The organism is Acinetobacter sp. 1542444 (assembly GCF_000581835.1).
Classification (GTDB): Bacteria; Pseudomonadota; Gammaproteobacteria; order Pseudomonadales; family Moraxellaceae; genus Acinetobacter; species Acinetobacter pittii.
This window is the reverse complement of record NZ_JEYA01000006.1, coordinates 208,155-221,755: the sequence shown is the minus strand read 5'-3', so window position 1 is coordinate 221,755 and position 13,601 is coordinate 208,155. Positions and strand designations below refer to the sequence as shown.

13 protein-coding genes and 1 riboswitch are annotated in these 13,601 nt (G+C 39.4%); of the genes, 7 read left to right on the top strand and 6 right to left on the bottom strand.

All coding sequences use genetic code 11. The features are described 5' to 3' along the window. The first annotated feature begins 12 nt into the window (after positions 1 to 12). Entirely contained in the window at positions 13 to 699 is a 687-nt protein-coding gene (locus tag J580_RS20200) for a response regulator (protein ID WP_002116101.1), read from the top strand. A 63-nt stretch (positions 700 to 762) separates the two neighbouring features. Here J580_RS20200 and J580_RS20195 read toward each other — a convergent pair whose 3' ends face one another. Next, positions 763 to 2,205 carry a protein adenylyltransferase SelO gene (locus tag J580_RS20195; RefSeq protein WP_032005541.1) on the bottom strand — a complete coding sequence of 481 codons (1,443 nt, stop codon included), beginning with the start codon at positions 2,203 to 2,205 and terminating at the stop codon, positions 763 to 765. Between the two features lie 99 nt (positions 2,206 to 2,304). Beyond that, positions 2,305 to 3,477, bottom strand: a complete 1,173-nt coding sequence (locus J580_RS20190; RefSeq protein ID WP_017385625.1) for an acyl-CoA desaturase — start codon at positions 3,475 to 3,477, stop codon at positions 2,305 to 2,307. A 208-nt stretch (positions 3,478 to 3,685) separates the two neighbouring features. On the opposite strand from J580_RS20190, the gene J580_RS20185 reads away from it, so the two are divergent. Continuing rightward, entirely contained in the window at positions 3,686 to 4,219 is a 534-nt protein-coding gene (locus J580_RS20185; RefSeq protein ID WP_032005540.1) for an META domain-containing protein, read from the top strand. Positions 4,220 to 4,247: 28 nt separating this feature from the next. Here J580_RS20185 and J580_RS20180 read toward each other — a convergent pair whose 3' ends face one another. From J580_RS20180 to J580_RS20170, 3 genes are all read right to left on the bottom strand, one after another. After that, positions 4,248 to 4,961 carry a glycerophosphodiester phosphodiesterase gene (locus tag J580_RS20180; protein ID WP_032005539.1) on the bottom strand — a complete coding sequence of 238 codons (714 nt, stop codon included), beginning with the start codon at positions 4,959 to 4,961 and terminating at the stop codon, positions 4,248 to 4,250. Between the two features lie 74 nt (positions 4,962 to 5,035). Further along, positions 5,036 to 5,614 carry a cob(I)yrinic acid a,c-diamide adenosyltransferase gene (locus J580_RS20175; RefSeq protein WP_032005538.1) on the bottom strand — a complete coding sequence of 193 codons (579 nt, stop codon included), beginning with the start codon at positions 5,612 to 5,614 and terminating at the stop codon, positions 5,036 to 5,038. 93 nt (positions 5,615 to 5,707) lie between these two features. Further along, complete coding sequence (locus tag J580_RS20170; protein ID WP_032005537.1) at positions 5,708 to 7,540, bottom strand: TonB-dependent receptor plug domain-containing protein; 1,833 nt, start codon at positions 7,538 to 7,540, stop codon at positions 5,708 to 5,710. 35 nt (positions 7,541 to 7,575) lie between these two features. Beyond that, positions 7,576 to 7,783, bottom strand: a riboswitch (cobalamin riboswitch). Between the two features lie 126 nt (positions 7,784 to 7,909). On the opposite strand from J580_RS20170, the gene J580_RS20165 reads away from it, so the two are divergent. From J580_RS20165 to J580_RS20150, 4 genes are read left to right on the top strand one after another with little or no spacing between them, the layout of a single operon-like run. Next, positions 7,910 to 8,578, top strand: a complete 669-nt coding sequence (locus J580_RS20165) for a phosphoribosylanthranilate isomerase (protein WP_032005535.1) — start codon at positions 7,910 to 7,912, stop codon at positions 8,576 to 8,578. Next, positions 8,553 to 9,782 carry a tryptophan synthase subunit beta gene (gene trpB / locus J580_RS20160; RefSeq protein ID WP_002116129.1) on the top strand — a complete coding sequence of 410 codons (1,230 nt, stop codon included), beginning with the start codon at positions 8,553 to 8,555 and terminating at the stop codon, positions 9,780 to 9,782. The genes J580_RS20165 and trpB overlap by 26 nt, the downstream gene beginning before the upstream one ends. Before the next feature lie 9 nt (positions 9,783 to 9,791). Continuing rightward, a complete protein-coding gene (locus J580_RS20155) occupies positions 9,792 to 10,304 on the top strand; it encodes a DUF1543 domain-containing protein (RefSeq protein WP_032005533.1) in 513 nt (170 codons plus the stop codon). Positions 10,305 to 10,341: 37 nt separating this feature from the next. Further along, positions 10,342 to 11,337: a DUF2804 domain-containing protein gene (locus J580_RS20150; RefSeq protein ID WP_032005532.1), complete on the top strand. Its 996-nt coding sequence runs from the start codon at positions 10,342 to 10,344 to the stop codon at positions 11,335 to 11,337. A gap of 8 nt (positions 11,338 to 11,345) precedes the next feature. Here J580_RS20150 and J580_RS20145 read toward each other — a convergent pair whose 3' ends face one another. Continuing rightward, positions 11,346 to 12,221, bottom strand: a complete 876-nt coding sequence (locus tag J580_RS20145) for a metal-dependent hydrolase (protein WP_032005530.1) — start codon at positions 12,219 to 12,221, stop codon at positions 11,346 to 11,348. A 121-nt stretch (positions 12,222 to 12,342) separates the two neighbouring features. On the opposite strand from J580_RS20145, the gene J580_RS20140 reads away from it, so the two are divergent. Further along, positions 12,343 to 13,392, top strand: coding sequence for an AraC family transcriptional regulator (locus tag J580_RS20140; RefSeq protein WP_005072716.1), 1,050 nt, complete (start codon positions 12,343 to 12,345; stop codon positions 13,390 to 13,392). The last annotated feature ends 209 nt before the right edge of the window (positions 13,393 to 13,601 follow it).

Genomic DNA, 13,601 nt, shown 5'->3' with positions numbered 1-13,601 from the left:
GAAAAATATCTCATGAAACATGTGATGTTGGTTGAAGATGAAGTCGAATTGGCGCATTTGGTGCGTGATTATCTTGAAGCTGCCGGTTTTGAAGTAAGTATGTTTCATGATGGTCAAGACGCCTATGCGAGTTTCCAGCAACGTAAACCAAATTTGATGATTCTGGACCTAATGGTTCCACGAATGGATGGTTTAACGATTTGCCGTAAAGTTCGTGAACAGTCAGATTTACCGATTATTATGGTCACTGCCCGTACCGAAGAAATTGACCGAGTATTAGGTCTTAACATGGGCGCTGATGATTACGTATGTAAACCATTTAGTCCAAAAGAGTTAGTTGCTCGTGTACAAGCTGTGCTACGCCGTTTAGAGCGTAAAGCAGAGCCTGAGCAAAATGATTCTTTCCGAATTGATAAAGCACAACAAAGAATTTGGTATCAACAAAAATCATTAAGTTTAACGCCAACCGAATTTCGCTTACTTGAGCTATTTTTAGAGCATGTGGGGCAAGTTTATTCACGTGCACAATTATTGGATCATATTAATCCAGATAGCTTTGATGTTGCCGATCGTGTGATTGACAGCCATATCAAAAACTTGCGCCGAAAAATTAGTGAAGCAGCAGAAACTGGTAACCGCCATGAGTGGATTCAAGCAGTTTATGGTGTAGGTTATCGCTTCGAATATCCTGAGGAGTAAGTCTTCATAAAAGTTATTCTGTGGATAACCACAATGTTATCCACAGAAAATGTGGATAAAAAATTAAGATGAACAACTCACTGCTACATCTGGAACATCACTTGGTAATGGCCCTAAATCTTGTGGTTGCTCAAGCTCTGGTTGTCTTGTGTATGGATGATTAAGTAGCTTAAATAAACGATCTACTTCGCTAAAATCATCTCTTTCCGCTGCTTCAATAGCACGCTGCGCCATGTGATTCCGTAAAATATAAATCGGATTTGCTTGCTGCATGTTTGCATCAAGTTCATCAGTATCTTGATGTTCACGAATGCTTTCATATTGGCTAAGAAACTCATCAAACTGTCGAATATCAAGACAATCATCTCGTAAAGCTTTGTATTCTTTATTTTGAAGACGAATAAAACTTTGAGTGTAATCGAGTTGTTCAGTTTGTAAGATTCTTAAAAACGCAAAACTACAATCAAGGCTGTCTTTGTGGAAATGGGGAAGTCCCATTTTTTGACATAAACCTTGTCCATAGTGTTCTAAAAAGATTGGTTCAAATTGTGCTAAGCAACGTGCTAATTCTTCTTTGAACTCATCTTTTTGTTCAGGCTCAGCGAGAGGGATTAAGTTGTTTAGCCAAGTCCATAAGTTCCAATGACCTATACTCGGTTGATTTTGATAAGTATAACGGCCTTGGTAGTCTGAGTGATTGTTGATCCAGTTGGGGCGGAAGCGCTCCATAAAACCATATGGCCCAAAATCGAGTGTTGAACCTGTAATATTTAAGTTATCGGTATTCATAACGCCATGAGCAAACCCAACCAATTGCCATTTCGCAATCATAATTGCAGTACGTTCAACTACCTTTTTTGCAAAGGATAAAATTGGATTTTCAGTTTCTAAGCATTCTGGATAATGCCATTCAATACATTTTTGAGTGAATTCTGACAGCAATTCAGGCGCATATTGATTAATCCATTCGAAGTGTCCTAAACGAATATGACATTCAGATGTTCTAAGTAGCATTGCGCCTAACTCTAGTTTTTCACGCTGTACACCTTGAGTCGAGGTTGTAAAACCGACTGCATGACTAGATGCGACGCCTAAAGCATTTAGAGCATGTCCTGCTAAATATTCACGGACCACAGAACGTAATACTGCTCGCCCATCTCCCATTCTTGAAAAAGGCGTAGGACCTGCACCTTTGAGATGTAGGTCAATGGTTTGACCCTTTGTATTCAGTATTTGCGCAATCAGTAAGCCACGTCCATCGCCGAGTTGTCCTGCCCATTGTCCGAATTGGTGGCCAGCATAGACCATCGCAAGAGACGGAAATTCAGGGAATGTACGCTGTCCACTACAGATCTCAACCCATGCATTTTTATCGTCTTCTGACCATTGCAGTTCATCAGCCAAAGCACTGTTAAAATGTCCTGCTTTTGCACCACGTAAAGGTGATGGTTGCTGAACATGAAATAATTTAGACGGAAGTGAAGGGTAGAGCGGATTAAACTGCATAGGCTTAGCAAAATAGAGAGAGCGGATTTCACTATAACACAGTTAAAAAGCAGGCATAAAAATAGCTCCCGAAAGAGCTATTTTAGATCAGAATTTATTTTAGTCTGACACCACGTTGGTATTCTTTTTAACACTACGCATAAGTGTTTCTAAGCACTCGCGGTGATGACTTAAACGGTGTTCAAGCAATTGGAAATCAACTTTAAGCTTATGATCCATTCTATGAATCTTTTCAGCCATTGCTGCTTTTTTAGCTTGTAACTCTTGTTCTTTAAGTTTTGCCCAATCATTTAATGTATGTGTAAATGCTTCGTACTCTTGTGCAATACGTTGCTTCATTTGAGTAATGTCTGCATTTACATCATGACCATAAATAGCGAGGTCTTGTTCAGCGTATTTAAATTTCATCGCCAGTTCTGCTTTTTTAATATTAAAGCTTGGAATACGACGTAAATTTTTAGCTAAACCAATTTTAGAACATGACCAGATCAACCATTTTGTTGGGTCATATTGCCACCATTTCACACCATTACGATAGTCGTATTGGAAGATATGGTGATAGTTGTGGTAACCCTCGCCCCAAGTGGCAATGGCTAACCAGAAATTATCACGTGCTGAGTTTTCGTCCGTATAAGGACGTTTACCAAACATATGGCAAAGCGAGTTAATAAAGAATGTAACTTGATGGCTAATGATTAAACGTAAGAGACCACCTAGGAGGACTACACCCCATAGATCACCTGTTGCCCAACCGATTAAACCTAAAATACCAACATGAACTGCGACTACAAGTAGTGCGTAATATTTATGCTGGAACATGACCAATTTATCATTGAGTAGGTCTGGTGCATTTTTAAAGTCTGGCTCAGATGGTGAATGATCGCGGATCATCCAACCCATATGGGCATACCAAAAACCACGCTCAATCGAATACGGATCTTCATCAACATCATCAACATGTCGATGGTGAGTACGGTGACCAGATGCCCAGAACAAAATACTATTTTGTACGGCAAATGTTCCACCGATCATTAAAAGAATTTTAAGTGGTAACGACGCTTCATAAGCTCGGTGAGCCCAAAGGCGATGGTAACCAGCAGTAATCCCCATACTACTTAGAGCTAAAAGAAAAAATAAGCTTACCCATGCGCTTACACTAAAATCATAAAAATACGCATAAATCGGGATTATGATTGCGGCAAGAATTGGTAAACCAATTAAGGTAATGCTAGCGGTCCAGTTAATTGGGGCTTTGAGTGGGGCGGAAGTCATATCCGGCAGCGCTCCTAGAATCCTTGTGAAACAAGGTACAAAGACAAAACGACATAGCAAAACCAATCATCAAGATATATTGCTATTCTATCCTTCATATTAGCACGTGCTTAGTGAGAATCACTAGCATTATTGTACAGATGTATTGAAAGAACCGTAACAGAATTAAACTATGTCAAAGAGTTTTTCAAGCAGGAGAAGTTGTTTAATGAACGTACAACGATTGAAAAAAAAGAACAGCATTGATATTTCAAGAAAATTATCATTGAAGTGTGTCTTGGCCACAATCAGTCTTGTATTAGCCGCATGTCAAAGTGCACCCGAACAAACTACGAAAAAAGTTCAAACAAAAAGAACAGTTCATCAGACTCAGGCACCTGTTGTAAAAAAGAGAGTGAGTCCAGATGGTATTCAAGATATTGATTGGCAGATCACTCAGATCAGTGGTCATAAGGCAAAATTCTTTAACCAATGGCCAACTCTTTCACTGAACTCAGCAGTCAAAACAGTATCGGGACATACTGGCTGTAATGCTGTTTTTGGCCGTTACACCTTTAATTTCAGCCAGCAAAAACTTGATATGCAAGTAAATGCAGGTCATTCAAGCTGTGATGGTGCTTTGGCTCAAGAAGCAGAGCTGGTAGATGCTTTGCAACGTATTCAACGCTTCCAACTCGTAGGTAATACGCTATATCTACTTGACCAGAGTGGTCAGCGCCTCATTCAGGCACAAAAGAAATAAAAGGTGGTTTTTACCACCTTTTTTATCTTTATAGGGCTTGTAACATCGTAGTTGGAATATCTGTAATTAAGCCCTGAATCTCTAAATCACACAGCCTTTTTGCTCTTTCTACATCATTGACTGTCCACACACTAATGTTCAAACCGGCTTGATGTGATAATTGAATCATTTCATCTGTTGCCAGCTGATCATGCCAACCAATATGACAGCACCCATATTGATGCGCGAGTTCAATTGCCGTTGCCCCAACAGGAAGTTCAACTAACAATCCGCGTTTAAATTGAGAGTTTATATCGCGTAAGGCGGTTAGAATTTGAAGATCAAAACTTGTGATGGTTACAACTTTTTCAAAGCCCTGTAATTCCGTCTCAAGCTTTTGAACGAGCTTTTCGGCCAACGCCATATCTCTTACAGCTTTAACTTCAACTTCAATATGATCGAAATTATCAAGTAAGTTTAAAACACCTGTAAGGGTCGGTGTTGATTCAGAAGTTGGCCAATTGGGCCAGCCTTGCCGATGATCGAATAACAACGCTTGAGCCAAAGTCGATTGCTCTACAATTTGATCGACTCCAGCTGTACGCAAAAAATTGTCATCATGAATAACAACTAACTCTTGGTCTTGAAGCTGACGAATATCAAATTCGACACCACGAATACCTAAATTTTTTATATGCTGAAACCCACCAAGTGTATTTTCAGGAGCTTCTCGGCGTGCACCACGATGACCAATAACGCGCATAATTTTCTTCTATGAAATATTTTAACTATGGTCTCTTTAAAATGAGTAGAGACCATGTTTAATCTAATCTATTTTTAAATAATCTCATTAATATTTTTTTGCCAAAGTACTTCTTGTCCGCCTTCGGCACGCTGTAAAGCACGCGATGCGACAAATAACCAGTCAGATAGACGGTTTAAAAGTTGGAGTGCTGTAGCTTGAATATTTTGATCACGAGTTTGTACTGACATGAGCGATCGTTCTGCACGGCGGCAAACGGCACGGGCTTGATGAGCATAACTACAAGATAAAGAACCAGACGGTAGAATGAATTCTTTAAGCATAGGCAAATCTTCATTCATACGGTCAATTTCTTTTTCAAGAAACTCAATACAAACGGGCTGGAGTAGGTTGTAATTTGGAATACAAACCTCTCCACCTAAATCAAAAAGCCAATGTTGAATCAGACTTAAGCTTTTATCCCAATCAGCCTTATTAGTTACTTGACTATCTGTGATTTGAGCACGAAGTACCCCAATAATGGCGTTGAGTTCATCAACATCACCAAGTGCCGTAATTCGTAAATCATCCTTGGCAACACGAGAACCATCGCCTAAACCTGTGGTACCTGAGTCGCCTGTGCGTGTATAGATTTTGCTTAAACGGTGTCCCATGATGGATATCCTGAACATAAAAAAGGGATAATGTCGGTCAGAACATTACCCCGAAACTGGAGTTAAGAAAATATTTTTATAATAAAGTTTTACTTAGTAGCTTAAGGTCACACCAGCTGACGCAAGGCGGCCACCATTTACATAGTAGTATCCTTGGTCTTGATAAGCTGTTTTATAATCCACGTCTCCAATATTTTGGATATTAGTAAACAATTTAATATGCGGATTCATATTCCAATAAGCATTAATATCTACAGTTGCGTAACCTGGATTCTTGTAATTACTATCCCAGTCTTTCGACTTTGATTTTGCAACAAGCGAAGCACTAATACCATAAACTTCATTTTGCAGGCCTGTTGTTAAGGTTAATCCTTGACGAGGGCGGCGGTTTAAATCCTGATGAGTCTCTTCATTCTCAGGTTTGACATAGCTATAAGTTGCTTTTGCAAATAGATCATCTTTCTGCCAACCAACATAAAATTCACCACCTTGGTAAGTTGCTTTATTAATATTAGTTAATTTACCAAAATTCACTGAACCGATAAGATCTTCAACTTCAGTATAGTAAGCAGATAAACCTGTTTTAAAACCTGCTGGTAGAGTTTGATCTATACCAATTTCATAAGATGTACTTTCTTCTGGTTTTAAATCTGGGTTGCCGTTCCATGAGTTGAAAAGTTCATTAAGCGTTGGTGATTTAAAAGCAGTACCAATATTAGTATAGATACTTGTTTTATCTAAAAGTTGGTAACGTGCAGCAATCTGACCAACAGTATGTGAGCCATATTTTTCATTATCTTCTATACGAACACCGGCTTGAGTGTTTAATCTATCACCATTGAATTGATGTTGAAGATAATACCCTGTCGAGTCTACGTTTTCATTGTATGGTGCTCCATAAGATAGAATATCTCCATCCAATGTACGGTGGGTGGCACCAACTAAGAGTGTTTGTTGTGGTAAAAACTTCCATTTGCTATATAGCTCTACTTCCTGAGTTTTGCTATGAACAAAATCAGTAGAGTCTTTTTGATTAACTTCATCTTTGAATTGTGATAAACGAGTATTTAATTCTAAGTTATCTGTTACATTTAAACGGCTACGTAAATTGATAATCTCATTTTCGAAGTCTTGTTTAAGCAATGCACCATTAAATGTATAAGCATCATAAAGACTTGAACCTTCATTATGGCTATAGTCGACAGAAATACCGTAATCTTTCTGCTCAACACCAAACTTTGTACTAAAACCTTTTTGATCAAATGATGCTGTATCCGATGAGTTAGTTTTTTGGTTAGTTACTTTAGTTGCATCAGACTCTAAGCGTTGTCCACGAATTTGGGCATAAAAACCATCTTCATATAAATCAGCACCAATAACTGATTTATAAGTTTTATTCTCACCAATTTCACCTGTGATAAAAGCTCTATTCTTTTCAGGTGTTTTTGAAACGAGCTGAATTACTCCGCCAATGGCATCAGTACCATAGAGAACAGAGGCAGGCCCTTTCAATACCTCAATTTGTTTAATATCTGTTGTGTCAATAAATGCAAGACTTGCTGTTCCTGAGGATGCATTATTTAGTCGAATTCCATCTCGTAGCACGAGAGTATGATCAGATTCTGTACCTCTTAAATAAATCTCTGCAAGTTGTCCCATACCACCACTTTGCACCATATTGATGGAAGCATCGGTTTGTAATAATTGTGGTAAAGAAGCGATAGGAGATTGTTCGAGAACTTTTGGTTCAATAATATTAATACGTGCCGGAACTTCACTTGCTTTTTCAGCACTTTTGGAAGCAGTCACTACAATTGGATCAAGCTGAGTTACATTCATTGTATCTTCAGCAAAAATAACAGGTGAAAACCCCATCGCAATAGCGATAGCCCCTACCAGACGAGTAGGTTGAAAAGACTTAGACATAACATGCTCCATACATTCACCCCACGTGAATGATCGGGTAGATAGATGAAACAAGTAGGTCTCCGGACTTCAGCGCCATATTTATGTTATGGACATATTCACCTTCCCACATTACTGCAGTGGTGTAAGTCGCTCTCGACTTAAAAAATATGCTTTACATTGTTACCGTTGCGGGGGCAGTGCCGGACTTTCACCAGCTTCCCTAAAGCATGAATTGCTTACACTTGCTTCCAATTTTACGCAGTATAAAGTGGCGATTTACTTCATACAATGTCATTTGGAGCAATTCCCAGAGAACTTTTACGCAAGGGACAAAAATTGCATTACAATGGCGCTTATTTTAAGAAATGGTTGTAGTTTAGGCAGATCATGAGCCCATCAAACCAAAAACGTACACGAGCAAAAATCTGTGGAATTACTCGCATTCAAGATGTTCAGGCAGTTGTTGCTGCTGGAGCGGATGCGATTGGTTTTGTTTTTTTTCCGCCAAGTCCAAGACATGTAACAGTTGAACAGGCCCAAGAATTAGCAAAAGTAATTCCACCTTATGTACAAATGGTAGGTTTGTTTGTAAATGCGAGTGCTACTGAAATTCAGGATGTACTTGATTGTGTTCCCCTAGATGTATTACAACTACATGGCGATGAAACTCCAGAACAATGTCAGGAAATTGCTCGCCATTGTAAACGTCGCTGGTATAAAGCGATTCAGGTTAAACCTGATCTGGATGTAGTTGCTGAAATTCAAAAATATCAGGCAGCTGGTGCCAGTGCTGTATTGCTCGATGCGTGGCATCCTGAGCTCAAAGGGGGCACAGGACATCAGTTTGACTGGTCTAAATTCCCAAAACTTGATATTCCATTAATCTTGGCAGGTGGTTTAACCCCTGACAATGTCATTGACGCTATTCATACTACCGGTGCTTTTGCAGTAGATGTGAGCGGAGGCGTAGAGTCCGCAAAAGGTATAAAAGACCAACAACTCATTGAACGATTTATGCAAGGAGTCCAACGTGGATCAGCAAAACAATGTGATTGACTATACACAGTACCCAGATGCTGCAGGGCATTTCGGTATCCATGGCGGACGTTTTGTGTCAGAAACTCTAATGGCGGCATTAGAAGATTTAGAAAATCTCTATTCCCGCATGAAAAATGATGAACAGTTTTTGGCAGAATTCGACCGTGACCTCGCCTACTATGTAGGTCGTCCTAGTCCACTTTATTATGCTGAGCGATGGTCAAAAGAGTTAGGTGGTGCGCAAATTTACCTTAAACGTGAAGACTTGAACCATACAGGCTCACACAAGGTAAACAACACGATTGGTCAGGCGTTATTGGCAAAGCTTTCTGGTAAAAAACGTATTATTGCCGAAACTGGTGCTGGGCAGCATGGTGTAGCAACAGCAACAATTGCAGCACGTTTAGGTCTTGAATGTGTTGTTTATATGGGTGCTGAAGACGTTAAGCGTCAAGCGATGAACGTTTATCGTATGCGTTTGTTGGGTGCTACAGTTGTTCCTGTACAAAGCGGCTCTAAAACGCTGAAAGATGCCATGAACGAAGCGATGCGTGACTGGGTAACTAATGTTGATACGACATACTATGTGATTGGTACAGTTGCAGGTCCGCATCCATATCCTCAATTGGTTCGTGACTTCCAGTCAATTATTGGTCGTGAAGCGCGTAAACAGATTTTGGAACAAGCAGGTCGCTTACCAGATGCATTAGTTGCCTGTGTAGGTGGCGGTTCAAATGCAATGGGCTTGTTCTATCCATTCTTAAACGATGCCAACGTGAAAATGTATGGTGTTGAAGCAGCTGGTTTTGGTATTGAAACTGGTAAACACTCTGCGCCGTTAAATGCAGGTCATGTGGGTGTATTACATGGTAATCGTACTTATTTAATGAGTGATGAACAGGGCCAGATTATTGAGACACATAGTATCTCGGCGGGCCTTGATTATCCGGGTGTTGGCCCTGAACATAGCTTCTTGAAAGATATGAAGCGTGTAGAGTACGTGCCGATTAATGATACAGAAGCTCTACAAGGTTTCCGTGATTTAACTAAAATTGAAGGGATTATTCCTGCGCTTGAAAGCTCGCATGCGATGGCTTATGTCTCTAAGCTTGCACCGACGATGTCTAAAGATCAGATTATTATTGCGACTGTTTCAGGTCGTGGTGATAAAGATTTAATGACAGTTGCACGTATTGATGGCGTAGAAATGGTCGAGATGTAAGAGGATATAATGCCAAGTTTGTTTATGGTGATGTTAGGCGGGCGTCATGCACGCGCTAATACAGAAGTTCATGATGTAGTCATGGCTGTAGGAGATACTTTGGAAGAAATTTATCCTCAACTTAAACAGGCTTGGTTTGGTGAGGCTCAAGGATTACATATTGATGCTTGGGCCAAGCTCTCTGGTGTTAGCTCTCAAGGGCAAAATTATCAAATTCACTTTACAGATGCTGCTCCACAACCAGATGATTTAAAATTATATTTAATTAATCTAGGTGGATATAATGCAAGTGAATTCGGTGAACTTCACCGTTATGAGTTTGTGGTTGCACCGAATGCGGTAGCTGCCAAACAATTAGGTAAACAATTTATAGATCGGCAGTGGCAAAAAGCACATACAGATCGAGTCATTGATATTGATGACTGCTTAGCAATAGATTGTGTAGCAGAGCGCTATATTCATTTAATAAAAGGCGATTTTGCTGAAACAATTTGGGAAAATACGTATTTGACTGTGGTATAGGTCATTTGAAATCTAATATTCATATGGAAGTGGGTAAATGGATTTAATTCAAGAAAATGGACAGCCTCGCTACGGGCGTTTTGAATCTGTACCGTCAACCATTCACGTACAACATTATATTTATAAAACCCCTTATGGTAAGGTCCTTAAAGGCTGGCGTAAGCAATTAAAATATAAAAAATTTAAATTCTGCGGCATTCAACATAAACACTATAGTATTGGTCTGGCAATTGCAGATATTGGCTGGGTTGGGCATGGCTTTTTCTATATTTATGACCATGAAACTCAGCAAGTCATCGAGTGGAATGCCATTCAGCCTTTGGGGCATAAAACCTATCTTGATGAACAACCCTTATTTAATCAAAGTTATTTTTCTAAATCGCCTTATCAGTTTGATATCCAGCATGCCAATGGGGTGCGGTACATTCGAGTCACTAAATATGGTGAGATTCAACTTAGCGCTCGTATTTTTTGTGCTGGAACCGATATATTAAGTTTGTGTACACCAACTGGCATCAATGGTTGGACTTATACCCAAAAGCAGACCACATTGGCTGTAGAGGGAATGTTTATTAATAAGCAAAACCAAGTCGTACAATTTGATGAAAAGACATTTGCCTCTTTAGATGATACCTGCGGTTTTTTGCGACCTGAAACGGCTTGGTTCTGGCTTTCATGTAATTTTTGGGATGAGCAAGGGCGGCGTATCGGTTTAAATTTAGCTTCAGGGGTTAATGAAAGCTTTGGTAATGAAAACTGCTTATGGATTAACGGAGTTTTATTTCCACTGACTGATGTTTTATTTGAAAAAGTAAATGATGAATTTTGGCAAATTAGCTCTTTAGATCAAAAGCTTAATCTGCAAGTCTATATTGGTTGGTGCCGATACGAAAATATAAACTTAAGAATGATCGGCAGCCAGTTCAATCAGTGGCAAGCTAAAATTAGCGGCACGATTGAGCATGAGGCAACCGATATCATCAATTGCTACGAACAATATGGTTTACTAGAACAACATTATGCGAAATGGTAACAAGCAGGTTATAAACCTGCTTGCCAGAATGCCTCACCAGCTGCAATAGGATCATTTGTCTTTTCGAGTGTTTCAATCCAAACAGGATATTGACGAATGACTGGATGCTGACTTGGATGAAAGTCTTTTTTAAACCAATCTAAATATTGGCTTTTCATGGCAGTTAATGTGCCATTTTTGCTGAAGAACCAAGGTAAACCTTTAAGGTTCATCAAGAGTCTTTCTCTTGGACTAAAGCCATCACATTTCAACATGATGTTGGTGCGATAGAGTGTAAAGCCAAACATTAGTACTGTCGTAAGAACCAATACAAAACGACGAGTCGACTCAGGAACTTCACCTACTTGTTTCATGACATCAAAAGCAACATCGCGGTGCTCCATCTCTTCAATGGCATGCCAAGCAAACAGCGCTCGAACATAGGGGTGAGCATTTTCTAAAGTTTTTTTATGGCTATAAAACGTTTCTGCCATTAGCGCTGTTAAATGTTCCGCTGCCGCTGTCATCGCAATATTGTATTGTGGTGAGCGTTTGGTGAGTTCAAAACGAAAAATTCTTTTAAGTGTGGCTGTGAACTGGTCAACAGGCATGCCTTGCTCTTTCATGAGCTGATTCATTTTGTCATGTGCAATACCGTGTTGAGCTTCTTGTTTAATAAAGTCTGCAACCCGTTTTTGTAGTTCAGGATCATCAATTTTGTCTCGGAACATACGGACACATTCAATAAAATAACGCTCTCCATCCGGAAAGGTTAAGCTGAGCGCATCAAACATACGAGTCAAAAAAGGATCATTATTAAACCAAAAGCGAGGCGCTTCGTTTAAATGAAAATCTAGATCTTTACGAACTACTGGCTCGACCTGATAAGAAACATGTGCGTTCATATTTTTATTTCTCGCATCTAACATGTTCATTAGTATGTCGCTAATAGTCGGCTTTGTTTTGACAGTTATTGCCAATTTTTATACAGTTTGCGACAAGATGGCATTAAAAAAAGGATGAGCCATGCAGGATTTTACGATTTCAAATGGCTACTTTTATCTGTGGAATACTTATCTAAAAGAGAAAGGAATCGATTGGCAGGCATTAAACCTTACAGATGTTCAGGCCCGTCAAGTTCAAAATATTTTAGCTTCATCTATTGATGCTCAATCTTCTTTAAACTTTTTTCTTGAACTTTTAGAGCTGACAGAGTCTCGTCTACAAGTTTCTAATTTAGCCCTAGAAATGGCAACTTGTATTACACCTGCCAATTTTGGTGTACTGGGATATATGGCTTCTCGGAGTGGCAGCTTTGCAGAGGTTCTTGAATATGTCATGAAATTTCATCGTCTCGTGATTGACGGTGAGCAAGTCGTGCCTATGCAAGTTGAACAAGATGCTTCTAACATTCGTCTGTATTGGCCGCTAGTTGATGCCAGTAATATCATACTTTGTGAGCTGACTTTAGCTGCTATGGTTCAGCTTGCTAAACAAATTGCTCCTTTCCATGATTTTCTCTTGCAGCATGTTGAGTTTGTGCACCGCTCACGTGGTCCCTTAGTTCACTATCAGCGTTTCTTTCAATGTAAATTATCATTTGAGCAACCTTACTATGCATTAACTTTTGCAAGTGAGGGATTGAATGTTCGTCCTCGACATGCGGACCCCAGCTTAATGCAACTTTTGGTGAAACAAGCAGAAGAGGCATTAGCTCAGCGGAAAATACATACAGATTTAGCCCAGCAAATACATTGGATTGTTCATGAATATTTTAAACATAAGCAACAAGCCCCTAAAATAGAGGATATTGCCATCGAGTTGAATATTTCAGTACGAAGCTTGCAGCGTCAATTACAGTCATTAAATACTTCATTTAAATTAATTTTAGATACTGAACGCATGAAACGCTGTGAAATATTACTTCACCAAAATGAAAGCCTCACCACAATTGCTGAGCAGTTGGGATATTCGGATCAGTCAGCACTTGCACGGGCTCATAAAAATTTGACAGGACAAACTTTACTCATGCGGAAAAGGGAATTACAACTCGCCAATAAAAATATTGAGAAATAAGTTTTGCATGATTGTTTTTTGATCGGATGGCGATCTAATAATGGCTCGAAAATAGGAAGCTTTGATCATTGAGAAAAGTTTCAAAATATTGATAAATGTACACCATGGGTTGTATGAATCATACAATCGAATATCGCCATAACGTTAGACCTGTTCAATGGACAAAAAATAGCGTTAAAATGCGATGTTCTTGTATTTCTACAAACAAC

What these genes read in the sequence shown, in the direction of transcription:
- J580_RS20170 (WP_032005537.1), bottom strand. Translation starts at nt 7,540, where the DNA reads ATGTCTAAGTCTTTTCAACCTACTCGTCTGGTAGGGGCTATCGCTATT.
- J580_RS20140 (WP_005072716.1), top strand. Translation starts at nt 12,343, where the DNA reads ATGCAGGATTTTACGATTTCAAATGGCTACTTTTATCTGTGGAATACT.
- J580_RS20145 (WP_032005530.1), bottom strand. Translation starts at nt 12,221, where the DNA reads ATGAACGCACATGTTTCTTATCAGGTCGAGCCAGTAGTTCGTAAAGAT.
- J580_RS20190 (WP_017385625.1), bottom strand. Translation starts at nt 3,477, where the DNA reads ATGACTTCCGCCCCACTCAAAGCCCCAATTAACTGGACCGCTAGCATT.
- J580_RS20155 (WP_032005533.1), top strand. Translation starts at nt 9,792, where the DNA reads ATGCCAAGTTTGTTTATGGTGATGTTAGGCGGGCGTCATGCACGCGCT.
- J580_RS20150 (WP_032005532.1), top strand. Translation starts at nt 10,342, where the DNA reads ATGGATTTAATTCAAGAAAATGGACAGCCTCGCTACGGGCGTTTTGAA.
- J580_RS20165 (WP_032005535.1), top strand. Translation starts at nt 7,910, where the DNA reads ATGAGCCCATCAAACCAAAAACGTACACGAGCAAAAATCTGTGGAATT.
- J580_RS20185 (WP_032005540.1), top strand. Translation starts at nt 3,686, where the DNA reads ATGAACGTACAACGATTGAAAAAAAAGAACAGCATTGATATTTCAAGA.
- J580_RS20175 (WP_032005538.1), bottom strand. Translation starts at nt 5,614, where the DNA reads ATGGGACACCGTTTAAGCAAAATCTATACACGCACAGGCGACTCAGGT.
- J580_RS20200 (WP_002116101.1), top strand. Translation starts at nt 13, where the DNA reads ATGAAACATGTGATGTTGGTTGAAGATGAAGTCGAATTGGCGCATTTG.
- J580_RS20180 (WP_032005539.1), bottom strand. Translation starts at nt 4,961, where the DNA reads ATGCGCGTTATTGGTCATCGTGGTGCACGCCGAGAAGCTCCTGAAAAT.
- J580_RS20195 (WP_032005541.1), bottom strand. Translation starts at nt 2,205, where the DNA reads ATGCAGTTTAATCCGCTCTACCCTTCACTTCCGTCTAAATTATTTCAT.